We start from the raw sequence: 17,352 nt of genomic DNA, 5'->3' as shown, positions 1-17,352 counted from the left end.
TGGCAGGCCAGGAGGGAATCGAACCCCCAACCTGCGGTTTTGGAGACCGCTGCTCTGCCAATTGAGCTACTGGCCTGTACTCGATGCAAACCACCCTTTGCGGGCAGCCTCTGCAACAGCGGGCGCCATGATAGCGAAGCAACGCTTGCCTGGCAACCCCTACTCCACCCTGCAGACGCGATGGAGAAAGAAAAAGCGAGCCAAGGCTCGCTTTTCTATATGGAGCTCATGGACGGATTTGAACCGTCGACCTCACCCTTACCAAGGGTGTGCTCTACCCCTGAGCTACATGAGCGCACTCTTTGGCGCAACACACACGGCACACGCCGAAACCTGGAGCGGGCAGCGGGGATCGAACCCGCATCATCAGCTTGGAAGGCTGAGGTTCTACCATTGAACTATGCCCGCATCATGACCCAAGGTCATTCTTGCTGAAACATGCTCATCGAACCCGACCAGCCTGGCAGCGTCCGACCGCCTGCTCCGCTTCGACCACCCAAGGGCAATCGAAAAAAATCTGGTGGAGGGGGAAGGATTCGAACCTTCGAAGCTTTCGCGGCAGATTTACAGTCTGCTCCCTTTGGCCACTCGGGAACCCCTCCAACTGGCGACGTATTTTATCGCCTCACCCCAAGATGTCAAGTGGCTGTTTTAAAAAGAATCGGCTCCTCTAGATTCTTTTTCACCTTCTCGACACAGGACAGCGGCCTCGCCGCCTGCCTTGGAACGCGGCGCATTGTGTCAAAGCCCAACGAATAACGCAAGGCCCTCAACGCTTTTTTCGCTCGGACACCACATCCTTCTCGCCTGTTGGCGTGGGACAAAAGGACTCTCGACTTCCCCGAGCGGCTCCCCGACCTGGGCGACAGCCGCCCCACCCATCGTCGCTGAGCACACCAGGGGCTCGCGGCTCCCGGCCTTGTCACAGCAGCATCGAGAAGGCTAATCCGGCACGAATCTTTTCCAGCGCCACTGGCGCAGGCGGCACTGGGGCGCCAGCCATCTTGCCAGCACGCTCTGCTGCGGTGAGCGGAAAGCACGCCTCGAGTCCCGCATAGACCATATCTGGCCAAATGGCGTGGGGCACCTGGATACCCCTCGAGACGACTCGGGCATCCCCTCCCGTGACCAGCATCGGCAGGGCAACCCCTTCGCGATCGCACACTTCACTGTAAATCCGGTTGACGGCACTCACAGCCGCCATATAAATCCCGTGATTCACGGCCTCCACTGTGCGCCGGCCTGGCGCCAGCAGCTCGTCCGCCTCGCTGTCCGGATCGATGGCCACGTTACGTGTGCCGAGTTTCAGGCTTTCCTTCATGAGACGAAGCCCAGGGAGTATATAGCCCCCAAGATGACGCCCCCCAGGCAGCACGAAATCCACCGTGATGGCACTACCACAGTCCACCGTGCAGCTGGCTCCCGCCAGTTGATAACCGGCCAGGACCCCCATCCAGCGATCCACGCCCAATCGTCCAGGTTCGTGGTAGCCGTTGGTGACCCCAAGGGCCTCACGACAGGAACGTGCCACGTGGACGGAGCGTACCCTGTCCTTCAGCAACGATTCCGTCTGGGCCAGCACCGAACGACGCGCCACGCTGGAAATCCGCACGGTCTCGACCACGTCGAGATCCGGGATGTCCGCTCCAGGCTTCCACTCCTCCCGGGTCCATACCGCACCGCGCGAGCGTATCTCGCTGCTATCAGCATCCTTGAGGCGCCATTTGGACAGAGTATTGCCGATATCCAGGTCAAGAATCATGGGCGCGCTCGCACGCTGATCTCTCCTCCGACAAGGCGCTCATCCTGCTCATCCTTGCGCACCCAGAGATTGCCGTTGTCATCCACTTCTCCCGCCCGGGCGAGCTCCCGGCGCTCACCCCTGATGATCTCGATATCCCAGCCAGCAAAGGCGTGGCGCGCGTTCCACTCGTCTTTCCAGGCCGCAAACCCGTTCTCCTCAAAGCCTGCCAGCATGGTCAACAAGCCGTCCATCAGCTCTGCCGCCATGACGTTGCGGGAAAGCCCTGGCGCCTGATCATGTACACAGGCGACCGGCTGATCGATGCGCGCCCGGAAGCTATCAGGCAGATCCACGTTGATTCCCATCCCCAGCACTACCTCACAGGGGCCCGCGGCATCTCCGCTCATTTCCACCAGGATGCCGGCCAACTTGCCAAAGCCACCCTGGCCATCGGGAAGCAGTACGTCATTCGGCCATTTCAAGGCGGGATTCAAGCCGTGGCGCTCCAGCATCTGGGCCAGCACCACGCCGATCGCCAGACTGAGCCCTTCCAGCGCCGCAACGCCGGCGTCAAAGCGCCAGCCCACGGAGCACATCAGGGTACGCCCCCAGGGGGTCGTCCAGATCCGGCCACGTCGTCCGCGTCCCGCAGACTGCTGCTCGACCAGGCAAGCCTCGCCATGCCCAGCCCCCTGACGAAAGCGCTCGCGCAGAAACTCGTTACTGGATGGAAGAGTGTCTTCCACGAACAGGCGAGCGAGGTGCTGACGCGAGTCACGGGACAGCGCCGCCACCACCGCCGGTCCTTCAAGCAGTTCCAACGGCTCTGCCAGGCGATACCCCTGCCCTTTCACCGCTTGCATGGGAATGCCAAGATCCTCGAGCTTGCGCAGCTGCTTCCACACCGCCGCTCGGGACACCCCCAGCTTCTCGCCCAGCTGCTGTCCAGAGTGAAACTCGCCATCACTCAACAGCCGGATCAGCTCACCAATGGTCATTCCTCGCCCCTTACGCGGGAAAAGGGCATAGTCTATCGAAAGACAGCTTGCGCCGGAAATGCGCGCGCATTCCGGCTCACGCTTGAGCAGACGCGGCTCTCGGTCGCCTTCCTAGGATAATCGCCATTCAGAACCCTGCGACGCCGGCCCCGGATGCGTGAATCGCCCCAGGCTGGGAGGTGAATGCCCCAGTGGCCGCGGCGCCGCCGTCACCCCGTCGACGCAGGCTCGACAACCTGTGAGGGCTCAGGCAGAGAGGGCGTCGACGCTTTGGCGGGTTGCCGCGATCAAGTGGGTAAACGCAGCCCGCGCCGCCGGCTCGTCCCGTTGCTGCATGGCCTCCAGCAGGGCTTCATGAAACGGAAAACCGGCATCGAATACCCGGAGTCGATCTTCCGGTGAGTCCCAGGACAGATACAGTTCGTCATGCATCATCTGGATCAATCCCACCAGCACACGATTGCCGCAGGCGTGGTAGATGGCCAGGTGAAAGGCGGCGTCGGCCTCGCTCACTCCCAGAAAGTCCTCCTTTTCCCTGGCGCGACGGTAATCGTCCAGATGGCTGGCCATGGCGTCGAGCTGGTGATCGGCGGCGTGGCGTATCGCCAGCACGATCGCCTGGACCTCAAGCGCCTCGCGGACCTCGAGCATCTCGATCAAGTGGGCCTTGGCGTCCTTGATCCCGAGACTCGCCAGCAACTGGAAGGTGCGCTGCTCGCTGACAAACAGGCCCTTGCCATTGACGATGTCGATGATGCCTTCCGCCTCCAGCTTCTTGAGTCCCTCTCTCAGGGTCGAGCGACCTACCTCGAGACGCTCCATCCACTCTCCCATTGAGGGTAGCTGTGTCCCCGGCGCCAGCTCCTGCGCGGCGATGTAGGCGCTGATCTCTCCTGCGCATCAATCAGATCTATGGCCCCGCGGTGGAGCTGCTCGACCAGATGGCACGCTACGGCGTCAGCCATGACGGCATCAGCGGCGACCAGGACATTGGCGCCCACCTGCGCCCCGAGACACGCCTGATCTACATAGAGAGCCCTTCATCGCTGCGCATGGAACTGGCCGATCTCGAGGCCATCGCCCGCATCGCCAGAAAGCACGGCATTCTGACGCTGATCGACAATACCTGGGCGACTCCGCTGTTCCAGAAGCCGATCACCCATGGAGTCGACCTGGTGGTGCACTCGCTATCGAAGTACATCGGCGGCCACAGCGACGTGGTCGGTGGCGCCGTCATCGGCAACGCCGAGGTGATCGACAGGCTCTTCGCTAATGGTCACCAGCTGCTGGGAGCGGCGCTCTCGCCCCACAGCGCGTCGCTGATCCTGCGTGGCCTGCGCACTCTGCCGGTGCGAATGGCAGAACACCTGCGCAACGGCCAGGCGATTGCCGCCTTCCTTGACGCCCATCCACAGGTGGCCGCGGTGTATCACCCAAGCCTTGCCCAGGGTCCGGCGGCTGAGTGGGCGGCACGTCAGCTCAAGGGCCACTCGGGCCTGCTCAGCTTCGCCTTGCACGATCCCAGCTACCCGCGGGTGGAACGCTTCATCAATGCCCTGCAGCTGATGCGAATTGGGGTGAGCTGGGGTGGCTACGAAAGCCTCGCCCTGTCTCCGCTGCGTCCCGACGGTAGCGGCCAGCCACTGATCCGTCTGGCCATCGGGCTGGAAGACATTGACGAGATCATCGCCGACCTGGAGCGGGGGTTCACCGCGCTCGATCACTGATCACCCTGAGGAGGACATCCCATGCCAGCAACACAACGACAACCTGGCCTTGCTCCATCCCTGCTGCTGCTCACCGCCATCGCCTTCGCCATCGTCTACGGCATCGTGGTAGCGGGCCTTCCCACCGAGCTGGTACTGATTACCCTAGGTGCCGCCGCCACCCTGTTCAGCCTTCTTCATGGCGGAACCTGGGAAGGGGTCATGGACATCATGGGCGCCAAGGTCAAAACCGCCCTGTCCGCCCTGCTGGTGCTCTACAGCATCGGCATCATCATCGGCAGCTGGATGATCTCGGGCACCATTCCCTACTTCATCTACCATGGCCTGGAGCTGATCGACCCTCGCTACCTCTACGTCATGGCATTTCTTGGCACCGCCATCGTCTCCACCTTCACCGGCACCTCCTGGGGGTCCGCCGGCACCCTCGGCGTGGCCATCATGGGCATCGCTGCAGCCATGGACATCAACCTGGCGATCACCGCCGGCGCCGTGCTCTCCGGCGCCTACTTCGGCGACAAGCTGTCACCGCTGTCGGACACCACCATCATGGCCTCCATGGTGGTGGGCGAGGACCTCTATCGCCATATTCGCAACCTGATGTACACCTCACTCCCCGCCGCCCTGGTGGCGGCGGTGGTCTACCTGATGCTGGGGCTCAACATGGAGCTGGGCGCGGGTATGCCGGCCGCCATCGCTGCCAGTGCCAATACCCTTGACGGCCTCTATCGCCTCAACCCGCTGCTGCTGCTGCCGGTGGCCATCGTGCTCTACGGATCGATTCGCAAGAAACCCACCCTGGTGGTGCTGTTTCTGGCTTCGGCCTGCGCCGCCCTGCTGGCCATGATCGTTCAGGGCGCGAGCCTTGAGGCGGTCGCTCAGGCAGCAGTGTCCGGCTTCAACGTCAGTCTGCTGACCAGCTTCAACCCGGGCCTTGACGTTTCCACCCTGCCAGCGGCACTGGCGAGTCTGCTAAATCGCGGCGGCCTCTACAGCATGCACGGTGCGGTGCTGTTCGCTCTGTGTGCCTTCTTCTTTGCCTCAGCCCTTGAGGCCTCCGGCATCCTCAAAGTGGTGCTTGACCGCAGTCTGGCCTACGTGCGCTCGGCACGTGGCACGATCCTGGCGTCACTGGCTGCCAGCTGCACCATCATTCTGGCCACCGGCAACAGCTACGTGACCTTCTTCCTTACCCGAGAACTGTTCGCCGAGCAGTACCAAAAACGCCGCCTGCACCCGCTGGTACTGTCACGCAGCATGGAGGATGGCGGCATGATTCCCGAGCCACTGGCCCCCTGGACCGTCTCTGCCATCTACATGGCCGGCACCTTGGGCGTCGCCACCCTGGATTACGCACCTTGGGCCCTGTTCAACTACCTGGGCATTGTGTTCTCGATCCTGCTGGCGATGATCGGCCCCTGGACGGGCTGGTACGGCGTCCGCCGACTCGCCGCCACCGAGTCCGCCCCATGCGAGCCAGCTGCTTCCACGCGGGAGGCTCCTCGGCCAACCCAGTGACAGCTAAGCACAAGGCCCCCGACGAAGGCATCGTCGGGGGCCTTGAATCAACCGCGTGTGATCTGCCTCAGGCGTGCTGCTTAGCGTGCCGACCCTCGCCGATTTCCTCCACCAGCTTGTGGCAGAAGATGTCCAAATCATCGGGCTTGCGGCTGGTCACCAGGCCATTGTCGACCACCACCTGTTGATCCACCCATTCGGCGCCAGCATTGCGTAGATCCTGGGCCACACTGGGGTAGGACGTCAGCTTGCGCCCGCTTACTACATCAGCATTGATCAGGATCCAAGGGGCGTGGCAAATCGCGGCAACGGGCTTGCCCGCCTGGAAGAACGCTCGGACAAACGCCAGGGCCGCTTCATCCAGACGCAAGGCGTCGGGGTTGAACAGGCCACCGGGCAGCACCAGTGCGTGATAATCGTGCTCACTGGCGTCTTCCAGGGCCACGTCCACGCCATAGGTATCGCCCCAGTCGCTTTCCGCCCAGGCTCTGATGCCTTTCGCCTCAGGCGAGACCACGTGCACGACGATGCCCTGCTGCTGCAGTTTGGCCTTTGGCACCGCGAGCTCGGATTCCTCGAATCCGTGAGTGGCCAAGATCGCGACTCGTTTGCCTTCCACTTGCTGCGTCATGACATCCTCCTTGTAGAGATAAGTTGGACATTCTCTTAAGCTCTGTCACGCACTTGTACAAGATAGTGATGCAGTCCCCAGACTTCAACCCGTATGCCGTTTCAGCTGCTACCCCTGTCGCGAAGACTCTCCCCAGAACGCGACTCCTGCTCGTGATCAGCCAGCCTTTCCACGACCTGTCGCGCCGCTGGCCACATCACACTGCCATGATCTTCACCGGCAAAGATCATCAGTTCACTCGACAGGGAAACGCAGCGCTGCTGTAGCCGGCGCTGGTAGTCACGCGCTTCATCTACCATGGCTCGCCGAAGGCGCAAGCGATCTCGCTGGGACCCGACATGGCCTTCGCGTGGTGACTGTTCACGCGCACCGACCCCCACCAGCAACGATGTTCCCTCAAGCGCCTCGCACCACTCAGCATCCTGCAGCCGGGCATCCAGCGCTTGGACCAGATAACGCTGACCCCACCACAGCGAGGGGCTGATGGCGAAAAGCCGGCGAAAGCACTCGGGGCAGCGCTGCTGAGCGTAGAGCGCAAACAGCCCTCCCAACGAGTGACCCAGCAGCGCGCGACGCTCCGGATCCAGCGTCAAGTCCCGCTCGAGCATGGGCAGCAACTGAGCACTCAAGAAGTGAAGAAACTGGTCTGCCCCTCCTTCCTGCACAGATTCCTGCCCCTTCGCTGATGCCCCCTCTTCGCCGGCCTCAGCCGCGTGCGCGGCGATATCCGTTGGCACAGGGGGCGTGAAATCCCAGCGACGTCGCTGGGAATCAAAGCGCTCAGCGCCGGGATAGCCGACACCGACGATGACCAGAGGCAGGGCGCTGCCCTCAGGACCTTTTCGCGTCAGCGTGTCCCGCGCCTCACGCAGCAACGGGAAGCGTGCATTGCCATCCAGCACCACCAGCACGGGGTATCCTTGCGCTGGCCGAGGCGCATCCGGCATCGACACCTCGACCTGATAGGACAGGCCTGTCTGCGCGTCCACCACCACCCGAGACCCATCAAGCTCAGGCATCACGCTGCCGTCATCCATGGCGACAGCGCTGTCGACGAGAGACGCTAACAGTGACACCAGCACCAGCATGCCCAGGGGCCAGCCCGCGATGATCTGCCACGCCTTAGAACGCATAGCGCAAGGTGGCCAGGGCGCTGGCTGGCTGACCCACGAAGTTGAAGGAGCCCTCGCCCCCTGCACGCAGGTAATACTCACGGTCGAACAGGTTGTAGACGTTGAGCTGGCCGCTCAGCTGCGGGGTAAATTCATAGCCAAGCATCGCGTCCACCACTGCATAGCCGGGTGCCTCGACGCCGCTGCTCGAACTGAAGTCGCTCATGGCGGTGATCCCGCCGCCCAGTGACAGGCCATTGAGCATCCCTTGCTGGAAACGATACTGCGACCATAGGTTGACCATGTTCTCGGGCATCAGCAGGAAGATGCCATCATCCCGGGCACTGGATGCCTTTTCGATCTCCGTATCGGTATAGGTATAGCCAAAGATCAGGTCCCACTGGTCGGTGAGACTTCCAGTGACTTCCAGCTCGGCACCGCGAATACGCACTTCACCGGTATCCACGGAATAGCTGGCACCGGGATCACTCGACGCGGCTGCACGATGGCTGTCTTCGAGCTGGTAGGCGCTGGCGCGTGCATTCAGCCGCCCCCCCAGGTAACTGCCCTTGATACCGACCTCGTACTGATCGCCCTCACGGGGATCGATCAGATCATTGTCCTCGTTGAACGCCGTCTGAGGCTTGAAGACCCGCGAATAGCTGGCATAGAGGGAGTGCTGAGCATCCAGGTCCAGCACAGCCCCTGCATAGGGCGTAAATTCGCTGTCACTGCGAGAGCTTTCGCTATCACTGGTGCGGTCGTCGTATTCGGTGGAAAAATGACTGAAGCGGCCGCCGGCGATCAAGGCCAGAGGGGCGATCGGTCTGACCGTTACCTTGGCGTAGGCACCGGTCTCTTCCAGCTCGCTGCGGGTGTCGGTAAGACTGAAGCCGGACAGGCCAGCCTGGGCACTGTCCAGGACATTGACGTAGGCCAGATCATTGAGCTGACCGACGCTGAGACTGCTTCCAAGCCCGCGCGCCCGCCCCTGGCGATTGTCCTGGTCGTAGTCCTTATGGTCGAGCCCGACCACAAACTCGTTGTCATTGCCAAAAGCGTCAAACGCCTGGGTGTAGCTGGCGTCCAGTGACAGCGACGTCTCGTCGGTCTTACCCCCGAAACCGGCAGCATTCAGCCTGCCCTGATCATCCACCGCACCGGCGCCGAAGGCATAGTTGTAGTCCGCATCTCGGTCGGAGTAGCGGGCCGCAACGCGACCGTAGCCATCGTTGGCAAAGCGATGTGTCAGCTCTGCCAGTACATCCGTGGACTCACTGTCAAAGTCGTTCCAGTCAGCCCCATAGAAGGCGCTACGACGGGTATACAGAAGATCCCCATCGGCATCGGTCGGCTGGCCGTTGTTGACCGTGATGTCCTTGGCATTATGAATGATGCCAAGGGAGAGCTCGGTGGCATCGGTCAGGTCGATATCTACCGCTGCGTAAAGGTCATCCTGCCGGTTATCGTTGTCATCGACCCATTGTGCGTTCTCCGTGGAGCGTGCCACAAACCGCCCTCTTACCCGGCCGGCCTCATCGATGGGCCCCGCCACATCCACTCCCAGCGCACCATCGTCCAGCGTGCCCAGGCTGCCGAACACCTCAGCCTGGAAGGTCTCGGTCGGACGCTTGCGCACCAGGTTGACGATGCCGCCCAGTTCGCTGGTGCTGTTGAACAGCCCCGACGGCCCGCGCATGATTTCGACCCGGTCGAACGCGGTCAGGCTCGGCACTGACCCGAGGATACTGCTCATGGGCGCAGGCAGCCCATCAATGCTGTAGGCATCGTACTCATAGCCTCTGGCAAAGATGGAGGAACGACCATAATCGTTGCTGAGTACCCGCACCCCCGGCGTGCGTGCCGCCAACTGATCCAAGGTCACAAACCCCTGGTCCTCGATGGCATCGTGGGTGACCACGCTGACCGACTGCGGGATATCTCGCAGGGCGGCCGGCACCTTGGTACCCACCGTGGCCGCATCAACGCTATAGCCCCCGGTCTGCTCGCTGGCCAACATGTCGTACAGGCGCACACCGATCACCCGGGTAACGTCCAGCTCCTGATCCTCGATTCCCGGATCATCAGCGCCTATCCCCCCAGCCCCCTGGGCCTCTGCTCCCCGACCCTCTGCCCTCTGCTCGGCGATATCCTGCGCCTGGGCAGCGGTGGCCAGCAGCGCACCCCCCGCTCCGGCAAGCACCCACGCCAACAACATGTTGCCCTTCATGCCACCTCCAAAACTTAATGCGAATCTATTGCATTCAAATCCCTGGAGCGACATTCTGTCACTGACGGCACCCCGATACCTTTGCCCTTTGACCAGCGACCTTTGGCATGACGACAACCTTCACCACGACGCAGCCGAAAGCCCCCCAGGCCGGCTGGATTCATCAGCATGACCTGACGTCACTGGCGGGCGTACTGACCAGCCAGTATCAATGCACCGCGGCCGACCACCAGGCCACTGGAGCGCCGCTGCATGGCATCGTGCAACAGCATGAGGTCCAGCGTGGCATGTACCTGCGGCTCAATCGTCTGCGTGACCGCCACGGTGTAACGCCCCGGGCACGGCTGCATCCAGGTCTCAAGATTTCGCTGGTCTGGCGCGGAGAGGCCTGCGTGAGCTTCGACGAGCATAGCTTTACACTCGATGCCAACAAGCGAGCCTGCGGCCTGCTGATAGCGGTCGACGAGCCCACCACCTTCGTCCGCCACGGCAGGCGTGGCGCAGTGGAATTCAGTGCCGTACTGAGCCTGACCTCGGACTGGCTCCAGCGTCGTCTGGGCTCTCCGCTGCCCAGTGTTTGCTGTCACGGCCTCAGGCAGCACCTCGGCCATCTGAGGTGGACACCGTCAAGCGACCTGGTGGCACGCCTGAACAGCGTGAGTCAGACCGCCGACATGACGACGGTCCTTAACCTGGAGCGCGAATCGATCGCCCTTGCCATGGTGTCCGAGGCGTTGGCGCACCAGACGACCCCTGCTGTGTCCCACGATGGTAAGGCCTGGCAGCAACGCCTGGCCGGCTGGATCGCCAGCGGCGAGTCGCTGCACCTGTCGCCCGCCGACATGGCAAGCCGATTGGGGATGAGTCTGCGACAACTGCAGCGGCGTTATCACCGGGAATATGGGCTGCCGTTGAGTGCCGGACTGCGACAGCAGCACTTGCTGCGCGCCCGAGCGGCGCTGCAAGACGAGAACGTCAGCGTCGATACCGCGGCCAGTATCGCCGGCTACCGGCACGCCGCCAACTTCGCCACCGCCTTCAAGCAACATTTTGGTGAAGGTCCGGCACAGTGCCGGCGTCACGCTCAGCGCGAACTCAGCACAGACGCCGCCAGCTAAGGCACCGCATCGGCATTGCCCCCGAGACGCGACAGCGCGACGTTCCAGGAGCAAAAAAAAGGGCCACGGCGATCGCCGTGGCCCTGTCGTCAGACGTCACTCCGCTGTGAGTGACAACACACGACGGTCAGAATGCCCAATCTTCGTCTTCGGTGCTCACCGTCTTGCCGATGACATAGGAAGACCCTGAACCAGAGAAGAAGTCATGGTTCTCATCGGAGCCAGGAGACAGCGCGGCCAGAATGGCCGGGCTCACATCGGTCACGCTGGACGGGAACAGTGCCTCGAAGCCAAGATTCATCAACGCCTTGTTGGCGTTGTAATGCAGGAACTTCTTGACGTCCTCGGTCAGACCAACGTCGTCGTACAGCGCCTCGGTGTACTTCACCTCGTTCTCATAGAGCTCGAACAGCAGCTCAAATGCGTAAGCCTTGATCTCTTCCTGACGCTCCTGCGGCTGCTGGGCCAGCTGACGCTGGAACTTGTAGCCGATGTAATAACCATGGATAGCCTCATCACGAATGATCAGACGAATCAGGTCGGCGGTGTTGGTCAGCTTGGCGCGGCTTGACCAGTACATCGGCAGATAAAAGCCAGAGTAGAACAGGAAGGACTCAAGGAAGGTGCTCGCCACCTTGCGCATGAGCGGGTCCTCGGCGCGGTAACGCTCCAGGATCAACTCGGCCTTCTTCTGCAGGAAGGGGTTCTCTTCACTCCAGCGGTAGGCATCATCCACATCACGGGTCGCGCACAGCGTGGAAAAGATCGAGCTGTAAGAACGCGCGTGTACCGACTCCATGAAGCTGACGTTGGTCAGTACGGCTTCTTCATGAGGCGTTACCGCGTCCTCGATCAGCGCAGGAGCCCCCACCGTGCCCTGGATGGTATCGAGCAGGGTGAGGCCCGTGAAGACACGAATGGTGAGCTGCTGCTCATGTTCCGTCAGGGTATTCCACGACGGGATATCGTTGGACAAGGGGATCTTTTCCGGCAACCAGAAGTTACCGGTCAAACGGTTCCAGACCTCGAGGTCCTTGTCGTCCTGGAGTCTGTTCCAGTTGATCGCGTCGACCCGGCTCAAACGACGGGCAGCAGAGGTAGCGGGCATATCCATGAGAGGGTTCTCGTTCGGTTGGCGCCGGGCCCTGAGCACGGCGCGTCGCTCGATTGAAGCAAAAAACGGCGACCAAGACGGCCTTCAGTCCCTTTGCCCGTGCGAATTCCACAACAGTAGTCTCGCTGGCAAAGGAGCGGCGAAGACAGGTAGGGCTCACGGCATCGTGCCAGAGACTCCTACCCGTGACTTCGCCTTGGCCTGTCTTTCCGCCTACTCCGTGACGGCTTCGCCATCACGGCTCATCATTACAGGGTGCAGGACACGCAACCTTCCACTTCCGTCCCTTCCAGCGCCGCCTGACGCAGACGGATGTAGTAGATCGTCTTGATGCCCTTGCGCCAGGCGTAAATCTGCGCCTTGTTGACGTCGCGGGTGGTCGCCGTGTCGCGGAAGAACAGCGTCAGCGACAGCCCCTGGTCAACGTGCTGCGTGGCGGCAGCATAGGTGTCGATGATCTTCTCAGGACCAAGCTCATAGGCGTCTTGATAGTAGTCCTGATTCTCGTCCGTCAGGTAGGGGGCCGGATAGTACACACGTCCCAACTTACCCTCTTTACGAATCTCCACCTTGGCCGTGACCGGGTGAATACTCGACGTGGAGTTGTTGATGTAGGAAATGGACCCGGTGGGCGGAATCGCCTGCAGATTGCGATTGAACAACCCATGAGCCATCACCGACGCCTTCAGCTCACGCCAATCCTCCTGAGTCGGAATATGGATCCCGCTCTTGTCGAACAGCGCGCGTACCTTGTCGGTCTTCGGCTCCCACGCCTGCTCGGTGTACTTGTCGAAGTACTCGCCGCTGGCATAGCTCGACTTCTCGAAACCGGCAAAGTGACGGTTGCGCTCAATGGCGATGCGGTTGGACGCACGAATGGCGTGAAACGCTACGGTGTAGAAGTAGATGTTGGTGAAATCCACCCCTTCTTCGCTGCCGTAGTAGATATGCTCGCGAGCCAGGTAACCGTGCAGGTTCATCTGGCCCAGGCCGATGGCGTGAGACTTGGCATTGCCCTCGGCAATCGACGGCACTGAGCTGATGTTGCTCATCTCGGAAACCGCGGTCAATCCACGGATAGCGGTCTCTACCGTCGCACCGAAGTCAGGAGAGTCCATGGCCTTGGCGATGTTGAGCGAACCAAGGTTGCAGGAAATATCCTCACCGATCTTGCGATAGCCCAGGTCATCGTCGTATTCGGTAGGTGTATTGACCTGCAAGATTTCCGAGCAGAGGTTGGACATGTTGATCCGGCCATCGATCGGGTTGGCGCGGTTCACTGTGTCCTCAAACATCAGGTACGGATAGCCAGACTCGAACTGCAGCTCGGCAATGGTCTGAAACAGCTCACGAGCGTTGATCTTCTTCTTGCGAATACGACCGTCAGCGACCATCTCGTCGTACTTCTCGGTCACGCTGATGTCGCCAAAAGGCACACCATAGACGCGCTCGACGTCATAGGGCGAGAACAGATACATGTCCTCGTTACGCTTGGCCAGCTCGAACGTGATATCCGGCATCACGATCCCCAGTGAAAGGGTCTTGATGCGAATCTTCTCGTCGGCGTTCTCGCGCTTGGTGTCGAGGAAGTTCAGGATATCCGGGTGGTGTGCGTTGAGATAGACCGCACCAGCGCCCTGGCGAGCGCCAAGCTGGTTGGCATAGGAGAACGCATCCTCCAGCATCTTCATGATCGGAATGATGCCTGAAGACTGGTTTTCGATACGCTTGATCGGAGCACCAGACTCGCGCACGTTGGAAAGCGAGAAGGCGACACCGCCGCCCCGCTTGGACAGCTGCAGAGCCGAGTTGATGGAGCGCCCGATGGACTCCATGTTGTCCTCGATCCGCAGCAGGAAGCAGGAGACCAACTCGCCCCGCTGCTGCTTGCCGCAGTTGAGGAACGTCGGCGTCGCCGGCTGAAAGCGGCCGTGGATGATCTCATCGACCAGTTGCTTCGCCAACGTCTCGTCGCCACGCGCGAGCGACAGCGCGACCATGCAGACGCGATCCTCGAAGCGCTCAAGATAGCGTTTGCCATCGAACGTCTTGAGGGTATAGCTGGTGTAGTACTTGAACGCTCCCAGGAAGCTCTGGAACCGGAACTTGACCGCATAGGCCTGATCGAACAACGCGGTAACGAAATCAAAGTCGTACTGATCGAGCACCTGGCGCTCGTAGTAGCCTTGCTCCGTCAGGTAATCGAGCTTTTCCTGCAGCGAGTGAAAGAACACGGTGTTCTGGTTCACGTGCTGCAGGAAGTACTGACGCGCGGCCTCGCGATCCTTGTCGAGCTGCAGACGCCCTTCGGCATCGTACAGGTTCAACATCGCATTCAGCGCGTGATAGTCGAGTGTCTTGGCGTTGTGATCGGCAGCGGGTCGCGTTGCCGCATCCTTTTCTAGGCTGAGCGTTTCCAAAATTCTTTCACCCCTGCAAGAACACGATGGACATCCTCATCCGTGCCCATCAGTTCAAACCGATAAAGAAGCGGCACCTGACACTTCTGCGCGATCACTCTCCCGGCCAGGCCAAAGGCTGCGCCGAAATTGGTGTTGCCACCCGCGATCACGCCCCGAATCAGGGACCGATTGTGTGCATCGTTGAGAAACCGAATCACCTGTGGCGGTACCGAGCTCATCGGGTCACCGTCGCCGTAGGTCGGCACAACGAGAATATATGGCTGATCGACACGCAGAGGACCGTCGTCACGACTGAGCGGAATACGCCTGGCAGACAGACCCAGCTTTTCTACAAAGCGTCGTGTATTGCCAGACTTTGTCGAGAAATAGACCAGCTCAGCCAAGACGATTCTCCTGCATCCCTGAAGCCTCGGACGTGACGCGGCCATCGCCGCGCACATCCGCTAGATACGAAGAACTTACGTGCGAAGGACGTTATCAGGCGACCAGCGTACTGATCTTGTCCGGGCGAAAGCCGGCCCAATGATCCTCGCCAGCGACGACGACGGGCACCTGGCGGTAGCCCAGCTCCTGGACTCGCTGCATGGCATCGGCGTCCTGGGTCAGATCGACCACGGTATAGTCGATTCCCTGATTGTCCAGGGCGCGGTAGGTGGCGTTGCACTGGACGCAGGCGGGTTTGCTATAGATCGTGATGGTCATGATAATCGTTACCGTCCGTGACGTGATGATACGCCCATCATAGGGGATGGCGTGGACATGGGCGGTCGGTGGAGTCACGGCACCAGGCCGTACTCCCCGCCTTCGGTAGGGCACTATATATGGTAGAGGGAGATTTTTCCAAGCACAGATATAGTTTTTTTCTGTGTATTCCCTGTGGACAACTTTGGGCACCGCTGGAGCCCGCGCCACTGCCCGCTTCCCGTCTTGTCAAGACAGCAATAAAAATCTGTTTCAGCGCTAGGAGATCATCCGTCGCTGGTCAGCGCTCATCAGCACACGCTACCAGATAATGTTGGCCTCCCCGGCCGGAGCTACCAGGGAGGCTAATAGCTGCGCAATGATGCTCAGGATGACTTGATGGCGTGGCCGCCAAACTCATTGCGCATGGCAGCGAGCATCTTGTCCGCATAGGAGTCGGATTCACGGGAGCGCAGCCGCTCAAGCAGGGACATCGTGATGACCGGGGCACTGACGTCGAGTTCGATGGCCTCGCTCACCGTCCAACGCCCTTCGCCGGAATCAGAGACGTAGGGGGCGATGCCGTCAAAGGTCGGGTTCTTGTCGAGGGCATTGGCGGTCAGGTCGAGCAGCCAGGACCGTACGACGCTACCATGACGCCAGATCTCAGCGACTTGATGCAGGTCCAGCCCGAAGGAGGTCTTCTTCTCCATGATGGCGAAGCCTTCCGCAAACGCCTGCATCATGCCGTACTCGATACCATTGTGGACCATCTTGGTGAAGTGGCCTGCCCCGCTGGGCCCTACGTGTCCCCACCCTTTGTCGGCAGCCGGGGCCAGGGTCTCGAACAGCGGCTTGAGCCTCTCGACCACGGCATCATCACCGCCGACCATCATGCTGTAGCCCTCTGCCAGCCCCCACACGCCACCGCTGGTTCCCACATCCACATAGCTCAAGCCATGTTCACGCAGCTCAGCGGCACGTCGCACGCTGTCCTTGTACATGGAGTTGCCACCATCGATGACGATGTCATCAGGGGACAGCAGCGATGTCAGCTCCTTGAGCAGTGCATCAACGGCTTCCCCCGCAGGTACCATCAGCCATACGATACGCGGGGAAGGAAGTTGCTCGACCGCCTCTGCCAGAGTCTGTGCTGGCTCAACTCCTCGCTGCTGCGCGCTGGAGAGTGCCTCAGCGCCAGGGTCTGTACCAATGACACGATGACCGCCGCGAACCAGACGTTCTGCCATGTTGGCGCCCATGCGCCCAAGGCCAATCATTGCAAGATCCATGTATGCTCCTCTAAATGAATGGTGACGTCAGTATCGTCGCGGTGCTCACGATATCTGTCGGTTCAGATGGTGCCAATGCACAGCCGCCTTATGCGGCCTTCAACGTACGGCTGCAGAGAGCCAACGCCCGCCTTCCGCTACGCCAAGCTTCGGCTAGACGGAAAAGGCGGACGTCATAAAAGAAGCCCAGCCATCTCTAGATAGCCGGGCCTCTTTTGAATAAATGCCTGATCTCGCATGTAGGTGAGCCACCCTGGCGCTCTTTACAACGGCTGCAGCGAAGCTGCAAGAAGTGGCGAGGGCCACGAGCCCGCCCTTGAGAAGGACCAGGCCGGTCCACGCCGAGGGAGCCATCGACCCGCACTCGTCTATGGAAACGATCTTGACCTTGTGGAAAATCCCGATATCCGCAGAGGTACTAGCAACCAGGCAGCTTGCCTCTCGCATGGGGGTGAGCCACCCTGGAGCTCTTTACAACGGCTGCAGCGAAGCTGCAAGGGGTGGCGAACGCCACGAGCCCGCCCTTGAGAAGAGCCAGGCCGGACCGCGCCGAGGCGGTTATCGGCGCGGCCCCACACATAAAAAGCGGGGTCGACCCATGCATGCGAAAAACCCCGACCATCTCTCGATAATCGGGGTTCTTCTGAATAAATGCCTGACGATGACCTACTCTCGCATGGGGAGACCCCACACTACCATCGGCGCTGAGCGGTTTCACTTCTGAGTTCGGCAAGGGATCAGGTGGTTCCCACTCGCTATGGTCGTCA

14 protein-coding genes, 4 tRNA genes and 1 rRNA gene are annotated in these 17,352 nt (G+C 60.9%); 3 read left to right on the top strand and 16 right to left on the bottom strand.

Going from position 1 to position 17,352, the window contains the following annotated elements:
• The 7 genes from KUW18_RS17005 to KUW18_RS19925 all read right to left on the bottom strand — a co-directional run bounded on the left by KUW18_RS17005 (position 1) and on the right by KUW18_RS19925 (position 3,630).
• A tRNA-Trp gene (locus tag KUW18_RS17005) sits at positions 1-76 on the bottom strand.
• Positions 77-220: 144 nt separating this feature from the next.
• Positions 221-295 (bottom strand) — tRNA-Thr (locus tag KUW18_RS17000).
• A 39-nt stretch (positions 296-334) separates the two neighbouring features.
• Positions 335-408, bottom strand: a tRNA-Gly gene (locus KUW18_RS16995).
• A gap of 110 nt (positions 409-518) precedes the next feature.
• Positions 519-602, bottom strand: a tRNA-Tyr gene (locus tag KUW18_RS16990).
• A gap of 320 nt (positions 603-922) precedes the next feature.
• Positions 923-1,762, bottom strand: coding sequence for a type III pantothenate kinase (locus KUW18_RS16985; RefSeq protein WP_206944222.1), 840 nt, complete (start codon positions 1,760-1,762; stop codon positions 923-925).
• The gene (locus KUW18_RS16980; RefSeq protein ID WP_222561973.1) at positions 1,759-2,742 is read right to left on the bottom strand and encodes a biotin--[acetyl-CoA-carboxylase] ligase; all 984 of its coding nucleotides are present in this window, start codon (positions 2,740-2,742) and stop codon (positions 1,759-1,761) included. The genes KUW18_RS16985 and KUW18_RS16980 overlap by 4 nt, the downstream gene beginning before the upstream one ends.
• A 246-nt stretch (positions 2,743-2,988) precedes the next feature.
• Positions 2,989-3,630, bottom strand: a complete 642-nt coding sequence (locus KUW18_RS19925) for a FadR/GntR family transcriptional regulator (protein ID WP_315900688.1) — start codon at positions 3,628-3,630, stop codon at positions 2,989-2,991.
• A 5-nt stretch (positions 3,631-3,635) separates the two neighbouring features.
• Between KUW18_RS19925 and KUW18_RS16970 the strand changes: the two genes are divergently transcribed.
• Positions 3,636-4,469 carry a trans-sulfuration enzyme family protein gene (locus KUW18_RS16970; protein ID WP_261396779.1) on the top strand — a complete coding sequence of 278 codons (834 nt, stop codon included), beginning with the start codon at positions 3,636-3,638 and terminating at the stop codon, positions 4,467-4,469.
• A gap of 21 nt (positions 4,470-4,490) precedes the next feature.
• On the top strand, positions 4,491-5,984 hold the full coding sequence (nhaC, locus tag KUW18_RS16965; protein WP_206944226.1) for a Na+/H+ antiporter NhaC: 1,494 nt from the start codon (positions 4,491-4,493) through the stop codon (positions 5,982-5,984).
• Positions 5,985-6,051: 67 nt separating this feature from the next.
• On the opposite strand, the gene KUW18_RS16960 is transcribed toward nhaC, so the two are convergent.
• The 3 genes from KUW18_RS16960 to KUW18_RS16950 all read right to left on the bottom strand — a co-directional run bounded on the left by KUW18_RS16960 (position 6,052) and on the right by KUW18_RS16950 (position 9,957).
• Entirely contained in the window at positions 6,052-6,615 is a 564-nt protein-coding gene (locus KUW18_RS16960; RefSeq protein WP_222164148.1) for a type 1 glutamine amidotransferase domain-containing protein, read from the bottom strand.
• A gap of 101 nt (positions 6,616-6,716) precedes the next feature.
• Positions 6,717-7,748, bottom strand: a complete 1,032-nt coding sequence (locus KUW18_RS16955; protein WP_222561970.1) for an alpha/beta hydrolase — start codon at positions 7,746-7,748, stop codon at positions 6,717-6,719.
• Positions 7,738-9,957, bottom strand: coding sequence for a TonB-dependent siderophore receptor (locus KUW18_RS16950; RefSeq protein WP_242520939.1), 2,220 nt, complete (start codon positions 9,955-9,957; stop codon positions 7,738-7,740). The genes KUW18_RS16955 and KUW18_RS16950 overlap by 11 nt, the downstream gene beginning before the upstream one ends.
• 107 nt (positions 9,958-10,064) lie before the next feature.
• On the opposite strand from KUW18_RS16950, the gene KUW18_RS16945 reads away from it, so the two are divergent.
• Positions 10,065-11,075, top strand: a complete 1,011-nt coding sequence (locus KUW18_RS16945; RefSeq protein ID WP_206944229.1) for a helix-turn-helix transcriptional regulator — start codon at positions 10,065-10,067, stop codon at positions 11,073-11,075.
• Between the two features lie 127 nt (positions 11,076-11,202).
• On the opposite strand, the gene nrdF is transcribed toward KUW18_RS16945, so the two are convergent.
• The 6 genes from nrdF to rrf all read right to left on the bottom strand — a co-directional run.
• Entirely contained in the window at positions 11,203-12,183 is a 981-nt protein-coding gene (nrdF, locus tag KUW18_RS16940) for a class 1b ribonucleoside-diphosphate reductase subunit beta (RefSeq protein WP_206944255.1), read from the bottom strand.
• Between the two features lie 254 nt (positions 12,184-12,437).
• The gene (nrdE, locus tag KUW18_RS16935; RefSeq protein WP_206944230.1) at positions 12,438-14,609 is read right to left on the bottom strand and encodes a class 1b ribonucleoside-diphosphate reductase subunit alpha; all 2,172 of its coding nucleotides are present in this window, start codon (positions 14,607-14,609) and stop codon (positions 12,438-12,440) included.
• Complete coding sequence (nrdI, locus tag KUW18_RS16930; protein WP_224852158.1) at positions 14,591-14,995, bottom strand: class Ib ribonucleoside-diphosphate reductase assembly flavoprotein NrdI; 405 nt, start codon at positions 14,993-14,995, stop codon at positions 14,591-14,593. Before nrdI ends, nrdE begins: the two co-directional genes overlap by 19 nt.
• A gap of 94 nt (positions 14,996-15,089) precedes the next feature.
• Positions 15,090-15,314, bottom strand: a complete 225-nt coding sequence (gene nrdH, locus KUW18_RS16925; RefSeq protein ID WP_206944232.1) for a glutaredoxin-like protein NrdH — start codon at positions 15,312-15,314, stop codon at positions 15,090-15,092.
• 365 nt (positions 15,315-15,679) lie between these two features.
• Positions 15,680-16,585, bottom strand: a complete 906-nt coding sequence (gene gnd / locus KUW18_RS16920; RefSeq protein ID WP_222164154.1) for a phosphogluconate dehydrogenase (NAD(+)-dependent, decarboxylating) — start codon at positions 16,583-16,585, stop codon at positions 15,680-15,682.
• Between the two features lie 653 nt (positions 16,586-17,238).
• A 5S ribosomal RNA gene (gene rrf / locus KUW18_RS16915) occupies positions 17,239-17,352 on the bottom strand; the annotation flags it as partial.

Origin of the sequence: Halomonas sp. DP5Y7-2 (genome assembly GCF_019802025.1) — a bacterium.
GTDB lineage: Bacteria > Pseudomonadota > Gammaproteobacteria > Pseudomonadales > Halomonadaceae > Halomonas > Halomonas litopenaei_A.
The sequence above is the reverse complement of the archived record's forward strand: the minus strand, read 5'-3'. Positions and strand labels throughout refer to the sequence as shown.